The sequence below is a fragment of the Stenotrophomonas sp. S39 genome (assembly GCF_016624665.1).
In the GTDB taxonomy this organism is placed as follows: Bacteria; Pseudomonadota; Gammaproteobacteria; order Xanthomonadales; family Xanthomonadaceae; genus Stenotrophomonas.
On the sequence record NZ_JACVTT010000012.1, the window covers coordinates 1 to 24,491 of the forward strand.

Below are 24,491 nucleotides of genomic sequence, written 5' to 3' on the forward strand. Positions count from 1 at the left end.
TAGAGCCGAGCCCATGCTCGGCTGCTCTTCGCGTTGCCGCCAACGGCAGCCGAGCGTGGGCTCAGCTCTACAGAAACGTTAGCGCGGTGGATATCCGCCGGGCATGGCCCGGCACTACCGGTCAGCCGTCCGTCGCCCACTGGATGAACGCCCAGCGCCGTGTCGGTGCCATGCCAAAGCGATGCTGCGGTGAGCGGGCATGCCAGGCGCGCACGCGGTCCTGCTCGTCCTCATCCATTGCACCGAACAGGTCCACCGCCTGGCGCACCAGGCCATCGGCATCCTGGTCCACGTCGCGCACCGATTCGGGCAGGTAGTCCACCTGCGGCTCGCGGCCCATGTCCAGCAGCATGTTGATCGGGTAACGGTGATCGGGCATCGGCACCCACTCGCGGCCCAGCAGCTCGGCCAGTTCCGTGACACCGGCACGCGGCCCGGTGGCGAAGGTGATGCAGGCGCGCTGCCGTGCATGTGCATCCAGCCGGCGCAGCGCCGCTTCCAGGTCGGGCACCATCAGCGAGCGCGAGGCGATGGCCAGGTCGCAGGGCGGCACGGCCTGCCAGTCATCGGTCCAGGACAGCGGCCACGGCGTGACATTGCCGATGCTGTCGCGCTCGATGGCCGCGCGCAGTCCATCAAGCATGCCGCTGCTGTAGTCGAGTGCATGCACGTGCTCCACCTGCGCGGCGATGGGCAGGCTGAGCAGGCCGGGACCGCAGCCCACGTCCAGCACGGTGGCAATGCCAGTGAGATCGAGCCGGGCGAGGAAGGCCTCGCTGTAGTCATCATGCCGGCGCTTCCAGCTGGACTGTGCCGCCCGCGCGTCCCAGGCGCTGGCGGGCTTGGGCTGGAAGCCGCAGGCCAGCAGGTGCTGGCGGTAGCGGGCACTGTGGTCGATGGGCTGGGGAAGCGGGGTGTTCACGATCATGCTCCAGACGCGGGAAGTGCGGCGGCGACGCGGGCAGCATCGACGCCATAGAGGGCGGCCAGCCGCGCGGGCGTGGCGATCTCCTGCGCGCGACCGAGCGCGGTCAGGCTGCCCGCCGACATCAGCGCGATGCGATCGGCCACCTGCAGCGCGTGCTGCGGTTGATGGGTGGACAGCAGCACGCCGATGCCGCGCCCGGCCAGGCGCCGCACGGTATCGAGGATGTGCAGCTGGTTGCCGAAATCGAGACTGGCGGTGGGTTCGTCCATCACCAGCAGCTGCGCCTGCTGGGCCAGGGCGCGGGCGATCAGCACCAGCTGCCGTTCGCCCCCGCTGAGAGTGGTCACTGTGCGGTCGGCCAGCGCCTGCAGGCCCAGTTCGCGCAGGCAGTCTTCGGCGATCGCTTCATCGGCGCGGCCGGGTGCGGCCAGCAGGCCCAGGTGCGCAGCGCGCCCCATCGCCACCACGTCGCGCACGCGCCAGGCAAACGGCAGTGGCGCGGCCTGGGGCACGTAGCCCATGCGCCGCGCGCGTGTGGCGCGGTCAAGCCCGCGCAGCGGCTGGCCCAGCAGGCGTACCTCGCCGGCCACCGGCGGCAGCAGCCCGAGCAGGGTACGGAACAGGGTGGTCTTGCCGCAGCCGTTGGGGCCGAGCAGGCACATCACTTCGCCCGGCTGCACCGACAGCGCGAACGGTGGGCCCAGTGCCACCCCGGCATGGCCGATCACCAGGGCGTCTGCATCCAGCAGCGACGGGGGCGGGCTCATGCACGACGCTCGCTGCGCGCCAGCACCAGCAGGAAGCAGGGCACGCCGACGAAGGCGGTGAGGATGCCCAGCGGCAGTTCGATCGGCGCCACGATGCGTGCCAGCGTGTCGGCCGCCAGCAGGAAGCTGGCGCCCAGCAGCAGGCTGGCCGGCAGCAGGCGGCGGAAGTCCGCGCCGACCAGCAGACGGGCGATGTGCGGGACCACCAGCCCGACCCAGCCGATGATGCCCGCCAGTGAAACCGCCGCGGCGGTGCACAGCGTGGCCGCTGCGATCAAGGTCCAGCGCAGCGGCGTCACCGCCACGCCCAGCGCGCTGGCTTCTTCGTCGCCCAGGCTGAGCAGGTTGACCCGCCAGCGCAGCAATACCAGCGGCAGCAGGCCGATCAGCAGCAGCGGCGCGGTTACCCGCAGATCATCGGTGACCACCGCGTTGAGGCCGCCCAGCAGCCAGAACGTGATGGACGGCAGCTGGGTGTACGGATCGGCCAGCAGCTTCAGCAGCGAAATGCCCGCGCCCAGCAGTGCGGAAACCGCTACGCCGGCCAGCACGAGCACCAGCACCGGGTCATGCCGGCGCACCAGCGCGGCCACCATGCAGACCAGGCCGACCGCACCCAGCCCGCCCGCAAAGGCAATGCCCTGGACCAGCAGCATCGGCAGGCCGAGGAACAGGCCCAGCGAAGCGCCGAGGCCGGCGCCGGCGGAGACGCCAAGGATGTCCGGCGAGACCAGCGGGTTGCGGAACATGGCCTGGTAAGCCGCGCCGGCAGCAGAGAGCACCGCGCCGATCAGCACCGCCGCCAGAACGCGCGGCAGGCGGATATGCCAGAGCGCGGCCTGCACTGCCGGAGGACTGGGCTCGCCGATGCCGAACAGCTGCCAGCCGATGGCCTGCAGCAGCGCGCCGGGCCGCACGGGGAACTGGCCGACCGAGAACGCCGCCAGCAGCATCGCCAGCAACAAGGCCCAGCCACCCACATGCCAAGCCCAACCAGGAAGCGGACGCCGCATCAGCTGCGCGGGTCCAGGTGGCGTGCGATGTCGGCGGGCAACGGCTGGCCCCACAACAGCAGATGCAGTGCCGCCAGCCTTGCGTGCAGTGCGGCCGGTGCCAGTGCCGGCGCTGCGCCGGGGTGCAGCTTGGACAGCAGCCAGGGCAGGCCTGGCAGGCGGTTGATGCCCGGCGGGCCGTCCAGCCAGCCGAACGGCAGCACCGGCGCGCAGTGCAGGCGCCCCTCGCGTACCGCGCGCAGGGCCCGCCAGCGCGGATCCTGCACGGCACGTGCGGCAAAGCCGGCATCCTGGGTCAGGATCACGTCCGGGTCCCAGGCCAGCAGCTGCTCGAACGACACCCGAGCCAGGCCACCGCTGCCGGCACTCGCCGCCACGTTGCGGCCGCCACAGAATTCGATCACCTCGGTATTGATGGAGCCGGACAGGCCGCTCTCCAGGCCATCGCTGCCGCGGCCATAGTAGACGGTGGGGCGGGAGGCGGGCGGACGCGCGGCCAGCACCTCGCGCACCAGCGCCAGTTGTGCTTCGGCGGCCGTGGCCAGCGCTTCGCCGCGCGCAGGCACGCTCAGCAATCTGCCGACGTGGCGCAGCTGCGCGGGATGGTCGGGCAGCCGGCCTGCAATCAGCTCGAAGGGGATGGCGGTCTGCTTCCAGACGCGCTCGGCGCCGTCGCGGTAGTTGGCATCGAAATCCCCCGCGTCCAGCACCAGGTCCGGCTGCAACGACAACAGGCGTTCCAGGCTGACGGTGCTGCCACGGCCGGCCAGGCGGCCGACCACGGGCAGGGTGCGCAGCGATGCCGGCAACTGCGCCAGGGCATCCGGCGAAACCTTCATCGGCCAGCCGAGCAGGCGGTCCGGCGCCACGGCGGCGATCAGCACGGCGGCCGGCGGACCGGCCGCGAACACGCGCCAGGGCGTGGCCTTCGGCGCACCCAGGCGCAGCACGCGCTGGGCGGGCATGGCCAGCAGTTCTGCACTGGCGGCCAGCAGGGGTGCCAGCGCGAAGGCCTGCAGCAGCGCACGCCGCCTCATGCCGCCGCCACCGGAGTGCTGCGGCAGGCCTTCCACCAGCGCTCCAGTGCATCGGCGTCGGCGGGCAGTTCGGCGGCCAGCCCGCCGGTGAATTCGCGCCAGGCCTGCAGGTAGGGCAGCTTCACTGCGGTCAACACGGGAATGTCGGCCATCATCAGCGCCAGCAGTTCGTCGGCCATGCCGCCGCCTTCCGATTCCAGCGTGCCGAAGCGGTTGGCGATGGCCAGCTCGGCAGGTTCCTGCAGGGCACGACGCAGTACGACGCTGGCATCGGCGATGCCGCCCGGGTCCAGATTGCAGCCGCACGACGCCGGGCCGAGCGCCTGGCTGATGGGGTAGCGTGAGCCGGGGTCGGTCACGTCCATCAGCGCCATGCGCTTGCCGTTGGCAGTGGATTCGTGTGGCAGGTGCACCAGCCCGCGCACGCGCACCCCGGCAGCCAGCTGGCGCGCGGCGAACGCGGCCAGCAGCCCATCGGGTTCGCCGCTGTGGTCATGCACGATCGCGGCGATGCGCGGTGTCGGGGTGGTGCCCATGCTCAGAACCTCCAGTTGGCGTTGGCGAACCAGGTGCGGCCGGGCATCGGGTAGCCATCGGCCAGCTCATACCACTTGTCGCCGATATTGCGCACGCCGACGTCGAAATCCAAGGCGTCGCGCGGGGCCCAGCTGGCCTTCAGGCCGACGATGCCGTAGCCGGGCAGGGCACGTACCGGGCGCGCGGTGTCGGCGTAGCTGACCTTGCGCCCCTGTTCGGCTTCCACCGTGGCCTGCAGCTTCACCTGCGGCAGCATCTGCCAGCCAAGGGCCATGAACAGGCGTTGCCGCGGGCTGTCGAGCAGGGCGACGTCGCGGTTCTGCAGGTTGGTGCGGCGCAGCCAGGTGTAGCTGCCCTGCAGATTCCAGTCATCGCCGAAGCGCTGCTGCAGCCCCAGTTCCACGCCCTGGTGGCGGGCCTTGCCGATGTTCTGCGCCTGGTTGCAGGTACTGCCGCCGCAGTCGGTCGAGGCCACGATGGCGGTCTGGATCAGGTCATCGATGCGGCTCTGGAACAGTGCTGCCTGCAGCTGGCCGCCTTCCCGCCAGCGCCCGCGCAGGCCCAGTTCGAAATGGGTGGCGTGCTCGGGGTCGAGGTCCGGGTTGGGCAGGGCCGCACCCATGCGCGCCGAATAGCGGTCCTTGATGGTCGGGAAGCGCGTGCGCCGCGCGACGCTGGCGTACCACTGCTGGTCCGGCGCCATCTGCTGCACGTACTCGACCACGCCGTTGGTGGCGTCGGTGCTGCCGGTCGGCCAGAAGTACACGCGCTTGGCTTCGCGGCGGTCGTGGCCGATGCCCACGCGCAGGTGCGAGGTATCGGTGAGCGCGATGCGGTCTTCGATGGCCACCGAGGTGGTGACATCGCGGTAGTCCCTGGTCGGCGAATGCGGATTGCTCTCGCTGTGCTTGTCTTCCTTGTAGTGCATCGCCAGTTGCAGTTCCTGGCGCGGCAGCACGGTGGTGGCCAGGGTGACCGAGCCGCCGACGGTGCGGTCGTCGTAGATGCTGGGGAAGCTGGCGTTGTCCATGGCCACCTGGTAGGTGCCATCGGTATAGGCATCCAGGCCGTTGCCGTAGGTATCGCGGTAGACGCGCGTGCGCAGGGTGGTGTGTTCGCCCAGGGCGGTGTTGCCGATGAAGTACAGGCTGTCCTTGTCCCACCAGGGCCAGCGCCAGTAGCGGATGCCGCTGCGCGCGGTGCCGGTGTAGACCGGGTTGCCCTTCTCGCCGTCCTGGCGTGCATAGCCGATGGCGTACTCATCGCCTTCGCGCGGCGTGTAGCCGAGCTTGAACGACAGGCGACGGTCTTCGCGCTGGGCATTCTGGCGGTCGCTGCCGGTGTCGGTGGGCACGCGCTTGTAATCGACGAAGCCGTCGGGCAGTGGGAATTCATCGGCCTTCAGGATCGATGCGCCCAGCTGGTAGTACCAGTCGCCCTGGCGGCCGCCAAGGTTGAAGGCCGCCTTGCGCTCGCCGCCATCGGCGATGCCCAGGCGCACATCGCCTTCGAACGGGCGGTCGGGGCGGCGACTGACCAGGTTGATCGCACCGCCGAGGATGTTGGGGCCATACAGCAGCGAGGCGCCACCGCTGGCGACCTGGATCTCGGCGAGATCGAAGGTGGTGAAGCGGCCGAAATCCACATAGCCGTCGTAGGGCACGTACAACGGGATGCCATCCAGGAACACCGGCACCTGGCGCGCATCGAAGCCGCGCAGGTAGATCATGTCCTCGTTGCGCGAGTTGCGGGCGAGGCTGACGCCGGGCAGCACGCTGACGGCCTCGCCGACGGTGTTGCGGTCCAGCTGCTGGATGCGTTCGGCATCCAGGCGGCGCTCGGCGACGGTGGCCGACGTGCCGCGGGTGGCGTGCACGTCAACCGTGCCCAGGGTGAATACCGGGGGCGGCGCGGCCGCCTCGAGGGCATGTGCGGAGAGAGGGAGCAGCAGGGACGACAGGGGTAGAACGAAACGACAGGTACGCATCCTCGCGAGTCCTCGGGTTCGTTATATCCACGATGATATAACGGTTGGCAGGGGTCAACTTGATGACCGGCCGGGGTAGTGTCGGCGGTGCGGTGAATGGGCACCTTGATTCATATCAAGGCCGGTGCGGTGCGGCGACGCCTTACACTGGGGTCCCGCACGCGCGGCATGGAACGGAGCACGATGAGCGAGGCCGACCCCACCCTGGAACTGCAGGGCAACCTGTGGCTGAGCATCGCCGGGCAGAACCTGGGCGGACGCGGGCGCTTCGCCCTGCTGGGCCTGATCGACGCCTGCGGTTCGATCAGCCAGGCCGCCAAGCGCATGGGCATGACCTACAAGAACGCCTGGGATGCGGTGGACGCGATGAACACCGCGGCCGGCGAACCGCTGGTCGCGCGCAGCGTGGGCGGTCGCGGTGGTGGCGGTGCGCGCCTGACCGAGCGTGGCCGGCAGCTGATCGCGCGCTTTGAACAGGTCGAACGTGCGCACCGCGCATTCCTGCAGTCGCTGCAGGCCACCCCCGGGCTGGACGAGGATCTGGCCCTGATCCGGAGAATCGGAATGATCACCAGTGCACGCAACCAGTTCCACGGGCGCGTCAGCGCGCTGGCCAACGGCGCCGTCAATGACGAAGTGCAGATTGAGGTCGCGCCCGGCGTGGCGGTGGTCGCCACCGTCACCCACGGCAGCGTGGAATCGCTGGGCCTGGCCCTGGGGGTGCCGGCGTATGCGCTGGTCAAGGCGTCCTCGGTGATCGTGGCGCAGGGCGATGGCACGCGGTACTCGGCACGCAACCAGTTCAGTGGCACGGTCGAGCGCATCACCGAAGGCGCGGTGAATGATGAGATCGTGGTGGATATCGGCCATGGCTGCACCGTGGTGGCGATCATCACCCGCACCAGCACCCGCGCACTGGGGCTGCAGGAAGGCGGCCCGGCCACGGTGCTGTTCAAGGCATCAAGCGTGATTGTCGGCGTGCCGATGTAACGGCGCGCATCCCGCCGGGCACGGCCCGGCGCTACCAAAGGCAGCGGCGCCCCGCCGGTGGTAGCGCCGGGCCATGCCCGGCGGAGGGCAGCGTCGCCTGCAGGTGGTAGCGCCGGGCCATGCCCGGCGGAATGGACCCCGCCGTCAATACAGCTCGCAGTGGGTGCGGCCTTCACCGCGCAGTGTCTCCCAGCGCCCCTCGCCACCGATCACATCGATGGCCTCACGCACCGCTGCTTCCAGGTGCCGCTTGTTGCCGCACAGGTACAGATGGCCGCCACGTGCCAGCAGATCACGCACGTCATCGGCGCGCTGCTGCAGCACATGCTGCACGTAGACCTTTTCGGTACCGTCACGCGAGAAGGCGGTATGCAGGCCGGCCAGCAGCCCCTGTGCGTGCCAGTCCTGCAATTGTTCGCGGTACAGGTAATCGTGTTGCCGGTGCTTCTCGCCGAACACCAGGTGCACGTCGCGCGCGTGCGTACCGGCCTGCAGTTCCTGCATCAGGCCCATCAGCGGCGCGATGCCGGTACCGGTGCCGACCATCAGCAGCGGCACATCGGCAGCGTCGGGCAGGTGGAAGCCCGGGTTGGACCGGCAGTACACGCGTGCATGGCCGGCACCGTGCAGCAGGCTGCCGGTGGCGGTGCCGCAACGCTCGCGGCCGCGAAGGTGATATCGCACCTCGCGCACGCACAGGCTTACCTGGCCGCCGCCGGGGTGCGAGGCAATGGAGTAGGCGCGCGGCAGGCGCGGCGAAAGGATGCTGCACAGCCGGTCCAGCGGGATGCTGTCCGGCGTGGCATGGTCCTGCAGAAGGTCCAGCACATCCAGGCCATGCAGGTAGGCGTCCAGTTCGCGCTTCTGGCTGACCTTGAGCAGGCCTTTCAGCGTTTCGCTGCCGCCAAGGCGGGCCAGTTCGCGCAGCATGCCCTTGCTGGGCAGGCGCAGCTCGCGGTCCTGCAGTGCCGTCACTGCCGCGGGATTGCCGTACCACGTTGCGAGTGCCTGCAGCAGCGACGGATCGTTGTCCGGGACCACGTGCAGGGTGTCGCCGGCGCGGTAGGCCATGCCGCTTCCGGCAATGTCGAGCTGCACGTGCCACGCAGCGGGGTCGCTGCTGTTCAAGCGGCGGCGCTCAACGATGGGCGCGGCAAAGGCGTTGTCTTCGCCGTAGGCGGTGACCTGCAGGCGCAGGTCCTGGCCGGCGGCCAGGTTCCCTCGCAACACCTGGCCCAGCACCGGCTGCCATTGCTGGAAGAACTGCTCGTAGCCGAGATCGGCATCCACGCGGTGCAGCAGCGGCTGCGCCTGGCGCTCGCTCAGTGCGGCGTCCAGCGCCTTGGTGAAGCCACAGAAACTGGGGTAGCCGGTATCGCCCAGGCCGAACACGGCGTAGCGCAGCCCGCTCAGCATCGGGGTCTGGCGCAGCGTTTCAAAGAACTGCTCGCCATTGGCGGGCGGTTCGCCGTCGCCGAACGAGCTGGAAATGGCCAGCAGCACGTCGCCGTGGCCGAGGCTGGCCACGTCGATATCGTTGAACGGAAGGACCTGCGGCGCGTGCGGCTGCAGCTCCGCGCCCAGGCGCTGGGCCAGGGCGCGGGCATTGCCCGACTCGGACGCGAAGCCCACCAGCAGGCGGCTGAAGGACGTACTGGTCGGGAGGGCGTTCACGCGGCCTCGTAGAAGTCGTCGAACTTTTCCTTGCTGAACTCGACCAGGTCGTAGTTCTGCATCAGGTCGTTCACCACGCGGCGGATGCTGATGTACGAGGTGATGTTGCCTTCGGCATCGAACAGCGGCTGCACGGTGGTGTCGACCACGTAGAGCACGCCGCCCTTGCCCAGGTTCGGGACGATGCCGGTCCAGGTCCTGCCGGCCTTGATGGTGTCCCACATATCCTTGTAGACGGCCTTGGGCACGTCAGGGTGGCGCACGATGCTGTGTGGCTGGCCGATCAGCTCCTCGCGCGCGAACCCGGTAAGCGTGCAGAACAGGTCATTGGCATAGGTGATGTTGCCCTGCAGGTCGGTGGTGGAGATCACCATGACGTTCTGCATGGCGTTCAGCAGCTGGGCGTTGTCGGGGGAGTAGCTCATCGCAGGTCCTTTGGATGCCGGTGACGCCGGCGTTGGGGTTCCTGCATAGAGATACGCGCACGGCACGCGGCGCGGATTGATATTGGTCAAGTGCGCCCGCGCCGGGCCCTGCGACCGGGTGACGCAGGCACTGCACACAACGATGCGTACTGAGCAGATGCCGCGCTGTCACAAAGAAATCGCCATCGCTTCACGGGTGTTTGATATGGAACCGTGCACAGTCGCGTAGAGCCTACGCAAACGTCCCCCACGTTCCGCGACGACTTCCCTCCCAGTACCAGCGCCCATCGGGGCGCCGCTGGCGTCTGCCTGACTGATTCAGAGAAGCACCATGGCCCTCGACCTCGTCGCCGATTCCCTGCACGATCCCGTTGCAGAGACTGTCCTGCCCGCCCTCGACCTCGTGCCGATCGGCACCCGTCGTGGCCCATCACAGCCGATCGAACTGCCGGAGCTGGTGCAGCGGGTACTGTTCGTCGCCACCGAGATGGCGGACTTCATCAAGGCCGGTGGCCTGGGTGATGTGGCAGCCGCGCTGCCTCGCGCGGTGCGCAGCGGCTGTGATGCGCGCGTGCTGTTGCCGGGCTACCCCGAAGTGCTGCAGCGCTTGCCGCACCTGCGCGAGGTGGGCCGCGTCGCAGGACGCGCCGGGCTGCCGGCCTGCACCGTGGCGATGGCACTGCAGGACGATGGGCTTCCCATCTATGTGCTGCTGTCCCCGGCGCTGTATGAACGAGAGGGTTCGCCCTACGTGGATGCGCAGGGCCGCGAATGGCAGGACAACGCGGTGCGCTTCGCGACATTGTCCCATGCTGCCGCAGAACTGGCTGCTGGCCGCGCCGGGCTGGACTGGAAGCCGCAGCTGCTGCACCTGAATGACTGGCCGGTGGCCATGGCGGCGGCCTATGTGCGATGGGATCGCACGGCAGTGCCGACCCTGCTGACCATCCACAACCTGGCCTATCAGGGCCTGTTCCCGTTCGCACTGGCTGCCACCCTGGGTGTGCCCGCCGAGCATCTGGACGAACTGCATTTCCACGGCCACATGTCGTTCCTGCAGGGCGGCATTGCCAATGCAACCCGACTGAACACGGTCAGCCTGCGCTATGCGCAGCAGATCACTGCCGCCGAGGATGGCTGTGGCCTGCACGAACTACTGGCACGGCGCGCCGCAGGCGGCCACCTCAGCGGCATCGTCAACGGTATCGACTCGAGCTGGGACCCGCGCCGCGACATTCACCTCAAGGCCCGTTTCAGCATCGGCCAGTGCGCCGGGCGTGAAGCCAATGCCCAAGCGGTGCGCCAGGCATTCGGCCTGCAGCCTTCGCAGGGGCCCCTGTTCGCAGTGGTCTCGCGGCTGGTCCACCAGAAGGGCCTGGATATCACCTGTGACGTTGCCCCGCAGATCGTGGCAGCCGGTGGCCAGTTGGTTGTGATCGGCGGCGGCGAGCCGCAGGTGGAGGCTCAGGTGCAGGCGCTCGCGCAGCGCTATCCGGGTCGGGTCGGGGCCTTCATCGGTTTTGAGGAGGGCCTGGCGCGGCAGATGTTCGCGGGCGCCGACTTCCTGTTGATGCCCTCGCGCTTCGAGCCATGCGGACTCAGCCAGATGTATGCACAGCGGTTTGGTTGCCTGCCGGTGGCCCATGCCACCGGTGGTCTGGTCGACACGGTCGAGGATGGCGTGACGGGTTTCCTGTTCCATGGCGCAAATGCTGATGGGCTGCGGCGCTGCGTGGAACGGGCGATGCGCACCTTCCGCCTGCCGGCATTGATGCATGCGATGCGACGGGCCGCGATGCTGCGTCCAGGCGGATGGGAAACCGCAGGCAAGGCCTATCTGGCGCTGTACCAGCAGACCTGCCAGGTGGCTGCATGAATGACGAAGGACGGGGTGCGGTGGCGTTCGAGTACGAAGGCGTAGAGCAGCGCGACGCGGCCACGCCGGTCGCGCACGAACTGCAGGCGCTGGTCCAGGGTCGCCCGGCCGATGCCTTTGCCTGGCTGGGTCCGCATGCTGATGCCAGTGGTAACCGCAGCATGCGGGTGCTGGTGCCGGGCGCGCAGCGGGTGGAGGTGGTCGAGGCGGGTGGCAGCCGCTGGGACTTGCGTGCCACCGCCCTGCCGGGGCTGTATGAGGGGCCTGCAGGGGCGGATGGGATCCCGCTGCTCACGTTGCACCTTCCCGATGGCATCGAGCAGGTGCACGACGCCTATGCATTCGGCCCGCTGCTGGATGAGGCGCTGTTGCAGCGTATCCACCAAGGGGATGCCGAGGCGGTCCGCGCCCTGGGCGCAACGCAGATGTCCGTGCAGGATGTCGAGGGCGTACGTTTCGCGGTATGGGCACCCAATGCCCGGCGTGTGGCGGTGGTGGGGGACTTCAATGGCTGGGATGGCCGCCGGCACCCGATGCGGCTGCGGCACGCCGCCGGCGTGTGGGAGCTGTTCATTCCCGGGGTGAAACCGGGCGACTGCTACAAGTTCCGCCTGATCGGCATGGACGGGCAGAGCCTACCCGACAAGCTGGACCCGATGGCGCGCTGGGCTGAGCGCTCGCCTGCCACGGCATCGCGGGTGGTCGCCTCCCAGCCTCTGCAGTGGAACGACCAGGCGTGGTTGCAGCGCCGCAGCCAGCTGGGCATCACTGCGCCGCTATCCATCTATGAGGTGCACGCGGGATCCTGGCAACGTGCCGAAGACGGCAGCGTGCTCGACTGGGACGCGCTGGCGGATCGCCTGATTCCCCACGTCACCGGTCTGGGATTCACCCACATCGAACTTCTGCCCATCAGTGAGCACCCCTTCGGGGGCTCGTGGGGCTACCAGCCGTTGGGCATCTACGCGCCAACGGCGCGCTACGGCACCCCGGAGGCATTCGCCCGCTTCGTCGACCGCTGCCACCAGGCCTGCCTGGGCGTGATCGTCGATTGGGTCAGCGCGCATTTTCCTGACGATGCCCATGGCCTGGCGCGCTTCGATGGCACGGCGCTGTACGAGCACGCCGACCCGCGCGAAGGCAAGCACGCCGACTGGGATACGCTGATCTACAACTATGGCCGCAACGAGGTGTCTGCCTACCTGATGGGCAGCGCACTGGAGTGGATCGAGCGTTTCCACATTGATGGGCTGCGCGTGGATGCGGTGGCGTCCATGCTGTACCGCGACTACAGCCGCCCGGAAGGACAGTGGGTGCCCAACGCCCAGGGTGGCCGCGAGAACCTGGAAGCGGTGGCCTTCCTGCAGCGCATGAACCAGACCCTGCACGAGCGCTTCCCGGATGTGCTGATGATCGCCGAGGAGAGCACGGCCTGGCCGGGCGTTACCAACCCGGTAGCCGATGGCGGGCTGGGATTCACCCACAAATGGAACATGGGCTGGATGCACGACACGCTGCACTACCTGCAGCGCGATCCGGTGCATCGCCCGCACCACCATAGCGAAATCAGCTTCGGCCTGGTCTACGCCTTTTCCGAGCGCTTCGTGCTGCCGCTTTCGCATGACGAGGTGGTGCATGGCAAGGGTTCGCTGCTGAACAAGATGGCGGGCGACCGCAACCAGCAGTTTGCCCAGTTGCGTGCCTACTACGCCTTCATGTGGGCCCACCCGGGCAGCAAACTGCTGTTCATGGGCGCTGAATTCGGCCAGCGCGGCGAATGGGCGCACCAGCGGGCGCTGGAATGGGATCAGGCCGGGACGGCCGAGGGGGGAGGGCTGATGCGCCTTGTCGGTGACCTCAACGCACAGCTGCAGCAGCAGCCTGTCCTGCATGGGGACGAGCGTGACGAGCGCGGGTTTGCCTGGAGCGTCGCCGACGATAATCGCAACAGCGTGTACGCCTTCATCCGCCAGGACCCCGCAGGCTTTGCCCCCGCGATGCTGGTGGTCAGCAACTTCACGCCTGTGCTGCGCGAAGGCTACCGCGTTGGCGTGCCCGAAGCCGGCCAGTGGTCGGAGCGGTTGAACACGGACAGCCACCATTATGCCGGCGGCAATGCCGGCAACCTGGGTGCGGTGGCGACAGAACCCAGTCCGATGCACGGCCATGCGCAGTCGCTTCGCTTGACGCTGCCGCCGATGTCCACGCTCTACCTCCAGGTTGTCACATGACCGCGGTCGGTCGTCTGGGTGCGTCGCCAGTGTCGGAATGCGTGGTGGATTTCAGGTTGTGGGCACCGGACATCGCGCAGATGGAACTGGTGCTGGGTGACGCACCATTGCCCATGCGCCGGGAGGCGGACGGCCTGCATTGGATCCGTACGACGGCGGCGCATGGCGACCGTTATCGCTACCGCCTGCCGGATGGCAGTGAGGTACCGGACCCAGCATCGCGCTGGCAGCCGGAGGGCGTGGAGGGCCCTAGCGCCGTCGTGGCGCCCGGTGCCTACGCCTGGCAGACGCGGGATTGGAGCGGCGTGGCCTGGTCGGATATGGTCATCTACGAAGCGCACGTGGAGGCGGCCGGCGGCTTCGCTGCATTGACGGCACAGCTGCCGCTGCTCGCTGCGACGGGCATCACCGCGATCGAGCTGATGCCGGTGGCGCAGTTTCCTGGTACACGCAACTGGGGCTATGACGGTGTGTTTCCCTATGCGCCTGCGCAGGCCTATGGCGGGCCAGACGCGCTGAAGCGCTTCGTTGATGCGGCCCATGCCGCCGGTCTGGCGGTGCTGCTGGATGTGGTCTACAACCACTTTGGCCCGCAGGGCAACCACCTGGCGCAGTATGCAAAGGCCTTCTTCCACAGCGGCCGCAGTACCCCGTGGGGTGAAGCCATCGACTTCGAGCAGCCCTGGGTGCAGCGCTTCTTCATCGACAATGCGCTGATGTGGCTGCAGGAGTACCGGTTGGATGGGCTGCGCCTGGACGCGGTGCATGCCATCGATGACGACCGCTTCCTGCAGCAGCTGAGCGATGCGATCCGTGCCGAGGTGCCGCACGCGCATCTTGTGCTGGAAAACGAGCGCAACCAGGCCCGTTGGTTGCGGGGTGCCTACCAGGCGCAGTGGAATGATGATTTCCACAATGCCCTCCATGTGTTGCTGACCGGCGAGCATGAGGGCTACTACGCCGCTTACGCCGGGCGCGCCGAAGCGTTGCTGGCGCGCACCCTGGCCGAGGGCTTTGCCTGGCAGGGCGAGCCCGACCTGCATGGCGAAGCCCGCGGTGAGCCCAGTGGCGATCTGCCGCCGTCCCGTTTCGTGGTGTTCGCGCAGAACCATGACCAGGTGGGCAATCGCGCCTTTGGCGACCGGCTGAGCCAGTTGCTGGAACCGCAGGCGCTGCGCATGGCCACCGCGCTGACCGTACTCACACCCATGGTGCCCATGCTGTTCATGGGTGAGCCATGGCAGGCCACCGCGCCATTCCTGTTCTTCACCGATTACCAAGCGCCGTTGGACGAGGCGGTGCGTGAAGGGCGCCGACGTGAATTCGCGGGTTTCGGTGCATTTGCGGATGCCGCTTCACGGGCCCTGATTCCCGACCCGAATGATCCCGCGACACTGCAGGCTTCGTACGTTCCCCCTCCGGATGACGGCTTTGCTTCGCAGCAGGCGCTTGGATGGCTCCGCGAACTGCTCAGCCTGCGCCGGCGCTATCTGCAGCCCGGCCTGGAGCAGGCACGTTCGCTGGGAGCGAAGGTGCTGGGCCCGGGCGCGGTGCAGGCCGGTTGGCAGTTGCCGGCGGGACAGTGGTGGATTGCCATCAACGCCGGGCCGGCCGAGCTGGCGCATGCCCTCCCTGATGGAGAACGGCTGCTTGACCTGCCGAACGGCCCGTTGCTCCTGCCGGGTGGTGGTCTGCAGCTGCGCTGGCTGCCGGCATGAGCCGCGATGCAGCGCTGCAGGCCGCCGCACGTGCGGCTGGGCTGATACCGCAGTGGGAAGATGTTTCCGGGCGCCAGTGCGATGTGGCACCGGAGGTGCTGCGCGCGGTACTGCAGGCGCTGCAGCCGGATGGTGCCGACGTGAGGGGGCCGCTGCACACGGCTATCTGCGGCGAGGCCGTGGCCCTGCCCAGCGCTGTGGGCACGGCGTGCTGGGTGGACGAAGCCGGGCAGGCGACCGTGGCGCGCCAGGAGGGCGATGGACGCTGGCGCGTACCCTCGCAGCCCGGGTACTGGCACTGGCAGCAGGGGCCGCGTCGCATTGCGGTTGCGATCGCGCCACGGAAGGCATGGTGGCCCTCACAGGTCGACCGCGGCTGGGGATTGGCCGCGCAGGTCTACAGCCTGCGCAGCGCCGGCGATGCCGGTATTGGCGACAGCGCAGGTTGCGTGCCCTGGCTGCAGCGGCTGCGTCAGCAGGGCGGGCAGGCGCTGGCACTCAGCCCGATGCATGCTGGCTTGCCACCTACGGCCGGCTACAGTCCCTATTCGCCCAGTGACCGTCGCTGGCTGGACCCGCTGCAGGCATCGCTTCTGCAGGCCGTACCGGAGGCAGCCCGCGCGGCACTCGCGGAAGATTCTGCCTTGGCCCGCGCCGTGCAAGCGGCTAGTACCGCGCGTCGTATCGACTGGCCCGGCGCCGCCGACGTCAAATGGCGCTGGCTGTGCTCGACCCGGCGGCATCTACAGCAGGCGCAGTCCGAGCTGTGGGCAGAGGCCTGCCAGTGGCGCACCGACGCAGGGGCTGCACTGCAGGACTATTGTCTGCTGGCTGCCGACGCCCGCAGCGGGACCGCGGATGACCACGCTCTTGCGCAGTGGATGGCGCAGCGCTGCTGGGCCCAGGTCCATGCCGAAGCGCGTGCCAGCGGCGCCGGCATCGGGCTGGTTGCCGATCTGGCGATCGGTTGCGCGCCTGCAGGCGCCGAGGCGCGCTCGCAATCGCATGCAATGCTGGCGGGCCTGGAGCTGGGTGCGCCACCCGATCCGTTCAATACCCAAGGCCAGGCATGGGGCATCACCAGCTTCTCACCGCTTGCGCTGCGCAGGCAGGGCTATGCGCCCTTCATCACGCTGCTGAGGGCGGTCATGGCCAGCCGTGGCGGCGTGCGTATCGACCACATTCTGGGCCTGCACCGGTTGTGGGTGCTGCCCCAGGGCGCGCCGGCCAGTGAAGGGGTCTATCTGCAGTTCCCGCTGCAGGACCTGTTGAACCTGCTGGTGCTGGAATCCTGGCGGCATCGATGCGTGGTCATCGGCGAGGACCTGGGCGTGGTTCCCGACGGTATTCGCCAGCAGTTGGCCGCCCGCGGCGTGCTCGGTGTGGATGTCCTGCCATTCACCCGCGATGCGTCGGGTTTCCTTCCCGCTGCGCGCTGGCGCCGGGATGCCGTTGCCATGCCTTCAACCCATGATCTACCGCCCCTCGGGGGATGGCTGCGTGGGCGCGACCTGCGCTGGCGGGCGCGCCTGGGCGAAATCGAAGACCTGCCTGCAGCGCTGGGACAGCGTCGGCAGGATGCAGGGGCACTGGCAAAGATCATAGATGGAGACAATGTGGAAGACGAAGCACTGGACCTGCTGGCCCGCACCCCATCTCGGCTGGCCCTGCTTCCTTTGGAGGACGCTCTGGGCCTGCGCGCACAGGTCAATCTGCCGGGAACCGTCGGCGGCCATCCGAACTGGCGCCGCCGGATGCCCCTGCAGGTGGATGAGCCTGCGTTGCAGGCGCGCCTGCAGCGCGTCAGCATCGGCCGTGGTGGAGCCATGCCATGACCGCGTTGCGCGCGACCGCGCGGCTGCAGCTGCACAAGGGCTTTGATTTCGATGCAGCGGCGGCACAGGTGGACTACTTCGCCGACCTAGGGGTCAGCCATCTCTACCTGTCGCCCATTGCAGCCTCGATGCCGGGCTCGACCCACGGTTACGACGGCATCGATCCCACCCTGATCAATCCAGAGCTGGGCGGGGAGGGCGGATTCCTGCGGCTGGCACAGCGTGCACGTGCGCGCGGCCTGGGCCTGCTTCTGGACATCGTGCCCAACCATCTGGCGGCCGCGCCGCAGAACCCCTGGTGGTCGGATGTGCTGATGCACGGTCGGCGCAGCCGGTACGCACAGTGGTTCGACATTGACTGGGATGCCGCCAGCGGCGGTGAGCGGCTGTGGCTGCCGGTGCTGGACCGGCCGCTGCAGGAGGCAGTACAGGCGGGCGTCGTGCGCATTGAGGACGGTGGCGATCAACCGTACCTTTACCACCATGACCTGCGCCTGCCCCTGTCACCGCGCAGCTATCCGCTGCATCACGGTGTTCGGCAGGGCTGGATTGAACGTTGCAACCGCTCAGCGGAGCGGATGCATGCGCTCCTGCAGCGGCAGCACTACCACCTTGCGTGGTGGCGGAGCGCAGGGGACCAGGTCAATTACCGGCGATTCTTCGACATCACCTCCTTGGCCGCACTGCGGGTCGAGCGGGAGGATGTCTTCGCTGCCGTACACGCGCTGCCGCTTCGGCTGGTGGGCGAAGGCTGGGTCGACGGCCTGCGGATCGATCACATTGATGGCCTGGCCGACCCGGGTGCATACCTTGGGCGGCTGCGCGCACACCTCGATCAGGCCGCAGAAGCAGGCGGACGCCGGGGCGCAGACATCACTCTGCACGTGGAGAAGATCCTCGCCGAGAGTGAGGCACTGCCTGCGGACTGGGCCTGTGACGGTACCACCGGCTACGACTTCATGGATCAGGCCGGTGCCTGGCTGCATGAGCAGGAGGCTGCAGAATCGCTGAATGGAGAGTGGCAGGCACGCTCGGGTGACCCGCGCAGCCTGGACGCGGTGCAGCTGGCGGCCCGCGATGCGCTCCTGGATGGATCGCTGCACGCGGACCTGCAGCGCCTGATGCGCACCGTGAAGCAGGCGATCGGTGAAGCAGCCGCCCGTAGCGACCTCAGCGATGCGATGCTGCGCAGGGCGGTGTGTGCGCTTCTGCGCCATTACCCGGTCTATCGACCCTATGCGTTGCAGACGCAACCAGAGCGGGACATGCTGAGGCGGGCCGACGCAGCCGCAGCGCAGCAACTTGATGCGTCGGGACGCGCGGCGCTGTGTCTTCTGGTGGACGCCCTGCAGTCGCCGGAGGGCCACGGACTGCGCGTGCGGTTTGGCCAGCTGTCGGCACCGCTCAATGCCAAGGCGGTGGAAGATACGGCTTTCTATCGCTACTACCGGCTCCTGTCACGCAACGAGGTAGGCAGTGATCCGCAGCGGGTCGGCCTTGCCAGCGAGGCAATGCTTGCGTTGGCCCAGGCCCGCGGGAACCAGCACCCGCAGGCCATGCTTGCCCTGGCCACGCATGATCACAAGCGCGGCCCGGATGCGCGTGCCCGACTGGCGCTGATCAGCGCCGACGTCGGGGCATGGCAGTCAGCGCTGGCCGAGTGGGAGCGGCAGTGCGCGGCAGCAGCCATGCCGATGCCATTGCCCGCCGCCGAAAGCTATGCACTGTGGCAGGCGCTGGTCGGCGCGTGGCCGATGCGCGGTGCGCCCGCAGCGGACTTCCCTCACCGCATGGACCAGTGGCTGCGCAAGGCACTGCGGGAAGGCAAGCGGATCAGCAACTGGCTCGATCCCGATCTCGCCGTCGAAGATGCCGCGCAGCAGTGGCTGCAAGATTTGACGCACGCCAACGAACTGCAGGGCGTGCGCGATGCACTGGCTGAGTTCGTGAGGACACTAGCGACCGCCGGCGCGAGCAACGGACTGGCGCAATTGTGTCTGCAGCTGTGCCTTCCGGGTGTTCCCGATATCTACCAGGGCACGGAGTTCTGGGACCTCAGTCTGGTGGATCCGGATAACCGGCGCCCCGTGGATTTCGCGCAGCGCGCACAGGCGTTGGCTGATGATCGATCGTGGCCGCAGTTGCTGCAGGACTGGCGCGAAGGAGCGCCCAAGATGCGCCTGCTTTCGCTGCTGTTGCGGCTGCGGCACGAGCACCCTGCGCTGTTCCTGCAAGGCACCCTGCATGGCCTGCCCAACCCTGCATCGGATCGCCTGGTCTTCGTGCGTGAGCACGCCGGGCAGGCGCTGTTGGTGGCGGTACGCAGGGCGAGCGTCGCGCGATGCCCGGGGCCGGGTCTGGCCTGGCAGGACGACGATGCGACGGCTGCCGCGGTGGTGCCGCACCGGACGATGCGCAACGTGCTGGACGGTCGCACGGAAGTTTTCAACGGTTCCGCCTCGGCCGCGCTGCTGTTTGCCGGCAGTCCCGTGGCGGTGTGGATCAGCCAGGAGAGTGGGGCAGATGGACAGCAGTGAACGACGCCGCCGTATCGAGATGCTGGCGCACCAGATCTGGGAGGCCGAGGGCCGCCCCGATGATCAGCAGCAGCGCCATTGGCATATGGCCGAGCGCCTTGTGGAAGCAGAAATTGCAGCCCTTCATGCGGGTGAGGACGAGAACGATGGCAACCCGTAAGTGGACACAGACCTCGCGTGTGCGCGAGGGCAGGCCGTTCCCGCTGGGCGCGACCTGGGATGGGCTGGGGGTGAATTTCGCGCTGTACTCGCGGCATGCCACCAAGGTGGAGCTGTGCCTGTTCGATGCGCGCAATCGCGAGATCGAGCGCATCGCGCTTCCGGAGTACACCAACGAGGTGTGGCACGGCTATCTGCCGGATGTGCGCCCGGGCCAGCGCTATGGTTACCGCGTGCATGGCCCCTATGCGCCGCAGGATGGGCACCGTTTCAATCCGAACAAGCTGCTGCTGGACCCGTATGCAAAGCAGATCGTGGGCGAGATCAAATGGGCGCCGCACCTGTTCGGCTATACGCTGGGACACCGCGATGCCGATCTGAGCTTCGACCGCCGCGACAGCGCTCCGTACATGCCGCGCTGCGCGGTGATCGACCCGGCCTTCAGCTGGGGCAGCGAGCGCGCGCCCGCTACGCCGTGGGATCGCTCGGTCATCTACGAGGCGCATGTGCGCGGCCTGACCATGCAGCATCCCGGCGTCCCCCCTGCCGAGCGCGGCACGTTCTCGGCGCTGCGGCATGATGCGGTGGTGGACCATCTGGTGCATCTGGGCGTCACGGCCATCGAGCTGCTGCCGGTGCACGCCTATGTGGACGACCAGCAATTGCTGGAGCGCGGCCTGCGCAACTACTGGGGCTACAACACGATCGGCTTCTTCGCGCCGCAGCCGCGCTACCTGTCGCTGGAGACGGTGGCCGAGTTCAAGCAGATGATCGCCCGGCTGCACAGTGCAGGCATCGAGGTCATTCTGGACGTGGTCTACAACCATACCGCTGAAGGCAATGAGCTTGGGCCGACGCTCTCGTTCAAGGGCATCGACAATGCCAGCTACTATCGCCTGGCCGATGATCGCCGCTTCTATATCAATGACACCGGCACGGGCAATACCTTCGACCTGACCAACGCCGGCGCGCTGCGCATGGTGATGGATTCGCTGCGGTACTGGGTGACCGAGATGCGCGTCGATGGCTTCCGCTTCGACCTCGCCACCATCCTCGGCCGCGAGCGGCACGGCTTTGACCCGTCGGGCAGCTTCCTCGATGCGGTGCGCCAGGATCCGGTGCTCAGCCAGGTGAAGCTGATTGCCGAGCCATGGGACATCGGGCCCGGCGGCTACCAGCTGGGGCAGTTCCCACCCGGCTGGGCCGAGTGGAATGACCGGTTCCGTGACACCACCCGCGCGCTATGGCGCGGGGATGCCGGCCAGTTGCCGGAATTCGCGGCGCGGTTCACCGGTTCTGCCGATCTGTTCGACCATCACGGCCGTCGGCCGTCGGCCAGCATCAATCTGGTCACCGCGCACGATGGCTACACCCTGCACGATCTGGTGAGCTACAACGACCGCCACAATGAGGCCAATGGCGAGGACAACCGCGATGGCCATTCCCACAACCTGTCGTGCAACCACGGCGTGGAAGGCGATACGGACGATGAGGGCATCCTCGCCGTGCGTTCGCGGCAGATGCGCAATCTGCTCGGTACGCTGCTGCTCGCACAAGGTACGCCAATGCTGCTGGCGGGCGATGAGTTTGGTCATTCGCAGCAGGGCAACAACAACGCCTATTGCCAGGACAATCCGCTGAGCTGGATTGACTGGGAGCGTGCGGCGCAGCCGGGTGCGCAGGCGCAGGCGGCCTTCGTACGGCGTGCTCTGGCACTGCGTCGCCGCTACGGGCTGCTGCGCCGCAACCGTTTCCTTACCGGCGACTACGACGAATCGCTTGGAATGCGCGATATTGAATGGCGCAGGCCCGATGGGCAGCCCATGGGCGAAGGGGATTGGCACAACCCGGCGCAGCGGGCGTTGCTGATCGTGCTGGACGGACGCAGCCCGGACAGCGGGCTGCGTGAGCCAGGCCGTCATGTCAGCCTGGCCCTGCTGTTGAACCCGGGTGACCAGGCACAGCGGTTCTGGCCGTCCGACGAGACGCTGTCGTTCCGTCGCGTGGTGCTGCAGACCGACGATGCGCCACTGGAGATGGACGAGGAAGGGCAGTGGACGCTGCCTGCGCGGAGCCTGTGCCTGCTGGCCTCCAGCAGCGCAGGGTGATGGTGTGGCGCCGGGCGTGGCCCGGGGCCGCAGCCTGGGTTGCGCCGGGCCATGCCCGGCGGGCCGTTCACCCCATCACCTGGCGCAGTACTCCCGCAGAAACCACACCGATCAGCACCGTCGGCAGCATCGACCACCGCGTGGCAGCCAGCAGGGTGATCGCCAGCGCGGCAAGATCGGCCGAGTGGCTGGAAACGAAGTCCGGTGCGATCACCGAGATCAGCACGCAGCCCGGCGCCGCTTCCATCACCGTGACCGCGCGCTTGCTGAGGGTGCGGTTGCGCAGGGCCAGGTAGCCAAGGATGCGGGTGAGGTAGGTCACGGCCGCCATCAGCACGATGGTCAGCAACGAGGTCCAGTGGATCAGTCCGCCGAGGATCATGCCGCGTCCTCCGCCAGCAGCCACGCGGCGGCAAGCCCGGCCAGCGCACCGCTGGCCACGTACCACGCGCCGGGCACCAGCAGGTAGGTGCCTGCGGCCACCAGCAGGCTGACCAGCCAGGGGCGAGCGGCCTTCATGCCCTGCCACATGCCGCGCAGCAGCACCAGGAACACGGCCGGGAAGGCCATGTCGAACCCATAGGCGTGGATGTCGCCCAGCAGCGGCCCGACCAGCGCGCCCAGCGTGGTGAACACCACCCAGACCGTGTACAGCCCCGCCGAGACTCCCAGGTAATAGGCCAGGCTGAAGCCGCGCCCACGGTGCCGTGCATCGGCCACGCCCAGCGCCCAGCTTTCATCGCACATGAAGAACAGCGCGGGCAGGACCCGGCGCCGCGGCAACTGCTGCAGCAAGGGGGCGAGGCTGGCGCCCATCAGCAGGTGGCGGCTGTTGACCAGGGCGGTGATGGCCACGATCAAGGCAATGTGCGGCGGCGAGGTCCACAGTTCCACCGCGGCGAATTCGGAGCCGCCTGCGAAATTGAGGCCGGTCATCAGCGGCACTTCCAGCGCGGTCAGGCCCCTCTGCGCGGCCTGGGCGCCCAGCACCAGGGCAAAGGGAAGGAAGCCGATCATTACCGGGATGGCGGCGCGCAGGCCACGCAGGAATTCGGCGCGGGGCGCAGTGTCGCAGGCGGGGTCGGGCAGGGGCAGGGTGGTGCGGGCGTCCATGGAGCGATCGCGGGTGGGGGGACGACCATGCTAACGGCCAGCCCCTCGAATCGGGTTGCGTTGATGCCGTGATGATCCGAATATCTGCAATCCTGTGCGCGCCATCGCCATTCCAGTGAAATCCCATGCAGAACGAGCTCGACAGTCTGGACCGCCGCATCCTTGATGCCCTGCAACGTGACGGGCGGCTGCAGAACCTGGAGCTTGCCCGGCAGGTCGGCCTGTCTCCGTCGGCCTGCCTGCGCCGGGTGCGGCTGCTGGAGGAGGGGGGCTACATCGACCGCTACGTGGCGCTGCTGAACCCGGCCAAGGTCGGGCGCGGCTTCACGGTGTTCGTGCGGGTGTGGCTGCGCGGGCAGGACGAGGACACCACCAACCACTTCATCAACAGCATCAAGTCTTTCCCCGAGGTGCTCGAGTGCCACCTGATGGCGGGTGACTGCGACTTCCTGCTGCGGGTGGCCGTGGCGGACCTGGATGCGTACCGGCAGTTCCAGATCCGGCACCTGAACCGCATCGCGGGCGTGCAGAACACCAAGACCGAGATCCCGATGCAGCGGATCAAGCAGACCACGGAGCTGCCGCTCTGAGCTCCGGCTCTCAGCCCACCTGCCCGCGCTCGCTGGTGATGCGGGCACCCTCGCGCATCACCAGGGTCACCGGGGTCTTCTCCACCACCTCCAGCAGCCGCGACCACTGCGCATCGCTCAGCTCGGCGCTGGCGTGCAGCACCCGGTGCACATGCAGGCGACCGTCCGCGTCGCGCTCCGACCGCAGTTCGGCGTGGAACTCGCCCAGCTCCCAGCCCTTGCGCTGGGCATACATGCGCAGGGTGATGGCCGTACATGAGGCCAGCGAGGCCAGGTACAGGTCGAAGGGGGCGAAGCCGCGGCCCTGGCCGCCCAGCGACGCCGGTTCGTCGGCATAAACGGAATACGTGCCGTTGCTGACGTGGTGCAGGTAGTTGTCGGCGGTGGAGGTGATGCGTGCGTAGGCCATTGGGGGCACAGGAAAGTGGAGGCCGGGAAATGGTACCGCCGCCGGCCCGGCACCGGTACGTGGCCCTGTCGTCACGCGATCTTGTAGGCCGATTGGCCACCCTTTGCCTGCAACAGACGGAGGTGCCGCCTGGACAGGAGCGTTGTACGTGTTGGGAGCCGTTGATAACCCGGGCCTGCAAGGGGTGCGTGTGCTGGTGGCGGAAGATGAATTCGCCATTGCCATGTTTCTGGTCGACTATCTGGAACTGAAGGGCGTGCACATCGTGGGCCCCGCTGGTGACCTCGCCGCGCTGAACAGGCTGTTCGACGAGCAGCCCATCGATGTCGCCCTCCTGGATATCAACCTGGGGGGCGAGCAGGTCTACCCCTTGGCGGATCGGCTGGCGGCCGCCGGCATTCCGTTCCTGCTGACGTCCGGCTATGACGACAACGTGCCCAGCCGCTTTGCCGATGCGCCTCGCTGCGCCAAGCCCTACCACATCCAGGCGCTGGCCCAGCAGCTGGAGACTCTGGTGCATGCCCGCCGCGCCACCGCAGGTGGCAGTTGAAGGTGCC

The 24,491-nt window shown here is 68.1% G+C and carries 21 protein-coding genes; 10 read left to right on the forward strand and 11 right to left on the reverse strand.

Going from position 1 to position 24,491, the window contains the following annotated elements; all coding sequences use genetic code 11:
- Positions 1-121 precede the first annotated feature (121 nt).
- From IAE41_RS05440 to IAE41_RS05465, 6 genes are read right to left on the reverse strand one after another with little or no spacing between them, the layout of a single operon-like run.
- On the reverse strand, positions 122-922 hold the full coding sequence (locus IAE41_RS05440; protein ID WP_200732362.1) for a class I SAM-dependent methyltransferase: 801 nt from the start codon (positions 920-922) through the stop codon (positions 122-124).
- A 2-nt stretch (positions 923-924) separates the two neighbouring features.
- Entirely contained in the window at positions 925-1,695 is a 771-nt protein-coding gene (locus IAE41_RS05445; RefSeq protein ID WP_200732363.1) for an ABC transporter ATP-binding protein, read from the reverse strand.
- Positions 1,692-2,660 carry an iron ABC transporter permease gene (locus tag IAE41_RS05450; protein ID WP_234458323.1) on the reverse strand — a complete coding sequence of 323 codons (969 nt, stop codon included), beginning with the start codon at positions 2,658-2,660 and terminating at the stop codon, positions 1,692-1,694. The genes IAE41_RS05445 and IAE41_RS05450 overlap by 4 nt, the downstream gene beginning before the upstream one ends.
- 47 nt (positions 2,661-2,707) lie before the next feature.
- A complete protein-coding gene (locus IAE41_RS05455) occupies positions 2,708-3,781 on the reverse strand; it encodes an iron ABC transporter substrate-binding protein (protein WP_325166981.1) in 1,074 nt (357 codons plus the stop codon).
- Entirely contained in the window at positions 3,742-4,281 is a 540-nt protein-coding gene (locus tag IAE41_RS05460; protein WP_200732365.1) for a DUF2478 domain-containing protein, read from the reverse strand. Before IAE41_RS05460 ends, IAE41_RS05455 begins: the two co-directional genes overlap by 40 nt.
- A 2-nt stretch (positions 4,282-4,283) precedes the next feature.
- Positions 4,284-6,269 (reverse strand): TonB-dependent receptor, encoded by a 1,986-nt coding sequence (locus IAE41_RS05465; protein WP_200732366.1) that lies wholly within the window; start codon positions 6,267-6,269, stop codon positions 4,284-4,286.
- A gap of 183 nt (positions 6,270-6,452) precedes the next feature.
- Here IAE41_RS05465 and IAE41_RS05470 point away from each other — a divergent pair, with 183 nt between their 5' ends.
- Positions 6,453-7,259, forward strand: coding sequence for a TOBE domain-containing protein (locus IAE41_RS05470; RefSeq protein WP_200732367.1), 807 nt, complete (start codon positions 6,453-6,455; stop codon positions 7,257-7,259).
- A gap of 144 nt (positions 7,260-7,403) precedes the next feature.
- Here IAE41_RS05470 and IAE41_RS05475 read toward each other — a convergent pair whose 3' ends face one another.
- Entirely contained in the window at positions 7,404-8,933 is a 1,530-nt protein-coding gene (locus tag IAE41_RS05475; protein ID WP_200732368.1) for a sulfite reductase flavoprotein subunit alpha, read from the reverse strand.
- Positions 8,930-9,358 carry a PAS domain-containing protein gene (locus IAE41_RS05480; RefSeq protein WP_200732369.1) on the reverse strand — a complete coding sequence of 143 codons (429 nt, stop codon included), beginning with the start codon at positions 9,356-9,358 and terminating at the stop codon, positions 8,930-8,932. Before IAE41_RS05480 ends, IAE41_RS05475 begins: the two co-directional genes overlap by 4 nt.
- Before the next feature lie 331 nt (positions 9,359-9,689).
- On the opposite strand from IAE41_RS05480, the gene glgA reads away from it, so the two are divergent.
- Genes glgA through glgX form a run of 7 tightly spaced genes read left to right on the forward strand, consistent with a single transcriptional unit; the run spans position 9,690 to position 21,822 of the window.
- Entirely contained in the window at positions 9,690-11,234 is a 1,545-nt protein-coding gene (gene glgA / locus IAE41_RS05485) for a glycogen synthase GlgA (RefSeq protein ID WP_200732370.1), read from the forward strand.
- On the forward strand, positions 11,231-13,465 hold the full coding sequence (gene glgB / locus IAE41_RS05490) for a 1,4-alpha-glucan branching protein GlgB (RefSeq protein WP_200732371.1): 2,235 nt from the start codon (positions 11,231-11,233) through the stop codon (positions 13,463-13,465). The genes glgA and glgB overlap by 4 nt, the downstream gene beginning before the upstream one ends.
- Positions 13,462-15,183: a malto-oligosyltrehalose trehalohydrolase gene (gene treZ, locus IAE41_RS05495; protein WP_200732372.1), complete on the forward strand. Its 1,722-nt coding sequence runs from the start codon at positions 13,462-13,464 to the stop codon at positions 15,181-15,183. Before glgB ends, treZ begins: the two co-directional genes overlap by 4 nt.
- Complete coding sequence (locus tag IAE41_RS05500; RefSeq protein WP_200732373.1) at positions 15,180-17,018, forward strand: 4-alpha-glucanotransferase; 1,839 nt, start codon at positions 15,180-15,182, stop codon at positions 17,016-17,018. Before treZ ends, IAE41_RS05500 begins: the two co-directional genes overlap by 4 nt.
- A complete protein-coding gene (gene treY, locus IAE41_RS05505) occupies positions 17,015-19,555 on the forward strand; it encodes a malto-oligosyltrehalose synthase (RefSeq protein WP_200732374.1) in 2,541 nt (846 codons plus the stop codon). Before IAE41_RS05500 ends, treY begins: the two co-directional genes overlap by 4 nt.
- Positions 19,542-19,715 carry a DUF2934 domain-containing protein gene (locus IAE41_RS05510; RefSeq protein ID WP_200732375.1) on the forward strand — a complete coding sequence of 58 codons (174 nt, stop codon included), beginning with the start codon at positions 19,542-19,544 and terminating at the stop codon, positions 19,713-19,715. Before treY ends, IAE41_RS05510 begins: the two co-directional genes overlap by 14 nt.
- Positions 19,702-21,822 carry a glycogen debranching protein GlgX gene (glgX, locus tag IAE41_RS05515; RefSeq protein WP_200732376.1) on the forward strand — a complete coding sequence of 707 codons (2,121 nt, stop codon included), beginning with the start codon at positions 19,702-19,704 and terminating at the stop codon, positions 21,820-21,822. Before IAE41_RS05510 ends, glgX begins: the two co-directional genes overlap by 14 nt.
- 67 nt (positions 21,823-21,889) lie before the next feature.
- Here glgX and IAE41_RS05520 read toward each other — a convergent pair whose 3' ends face one another.
- Positions 21,890-22,204: an AzlD family protein gene (locus IAE41_RS05520; RefSeq protein WP_200732377.1), complete on the reverse strand. Its 315-nt coding sequence runs from the start codon at positions 22,202-22,204 to the stop codon at positions 21,890-21,892.
- Positions 22,201-22,935, reverse strand: coding sequence for an AzlC family ABC transporter permease (locus IAE41_RS05525; protein ID WP_200732378.1), 735 nt, complete (start codon positions 22,933-22,935; stop codon positions 22,201-22,203). The genes IAE41_RS05520 and IAE41_RS05525 overlap by 4 nt, the downstream gene beginning before the upstream one ends.
- A 125-nt stretch (positions 22,936-23,060) precedes the next feature.
- Here IAE41_RS05525 and IAE41_RS05530 point away from each other — a divergent pair, with 125 nt between their 5' ends.
- Positions 23,061-23,525, forward strand: a complete 465-nt coding sequence (locus tag IAE41_RS05530) for an Lrp/AsnC family transcriptional regulator (protein ID WP_079222062.1) — start codon at positions 23,061-23,063, stop codon at positions 23,523-23,525.
- Positions 23,526-23,535: 10 nt separating this feature from the next.
- Here the strand turns inward: IAE41_RS05530 and IAE41_RS05535 are convergent, their stop codons facing one another.
- Positions 23,536-23,934 carry an OsmC family protein gene (locus tag IAE41_RS05535; RefSeq protein WP_200732379.1) on the reverse strand — a complete coding sequence of 133 codons (399 nt, stop codon included), beginning with the start codon at positions 23,932-23,934 and terminating at the stop codon, positions 23,536-23,538.
- Between the two features lie 148 nt (positions 23,935-24,082).
- Here IAE41_RS05535 and IAE41_RS05540 point away from each other — a divergent pair, with 148 nt between their 5' ends.
- Complete coding sequence (locus IAE41_RS05540; protein ID WP_108760729.1) at positions 24,083-24,484, forward strand: response regulator; 402 nt, start codon at positions 24,083-24,085, stop codon at positions 24,482-24,484.
- Positions 24,485-24,491 lie beyond the last annotated feature (7 nt).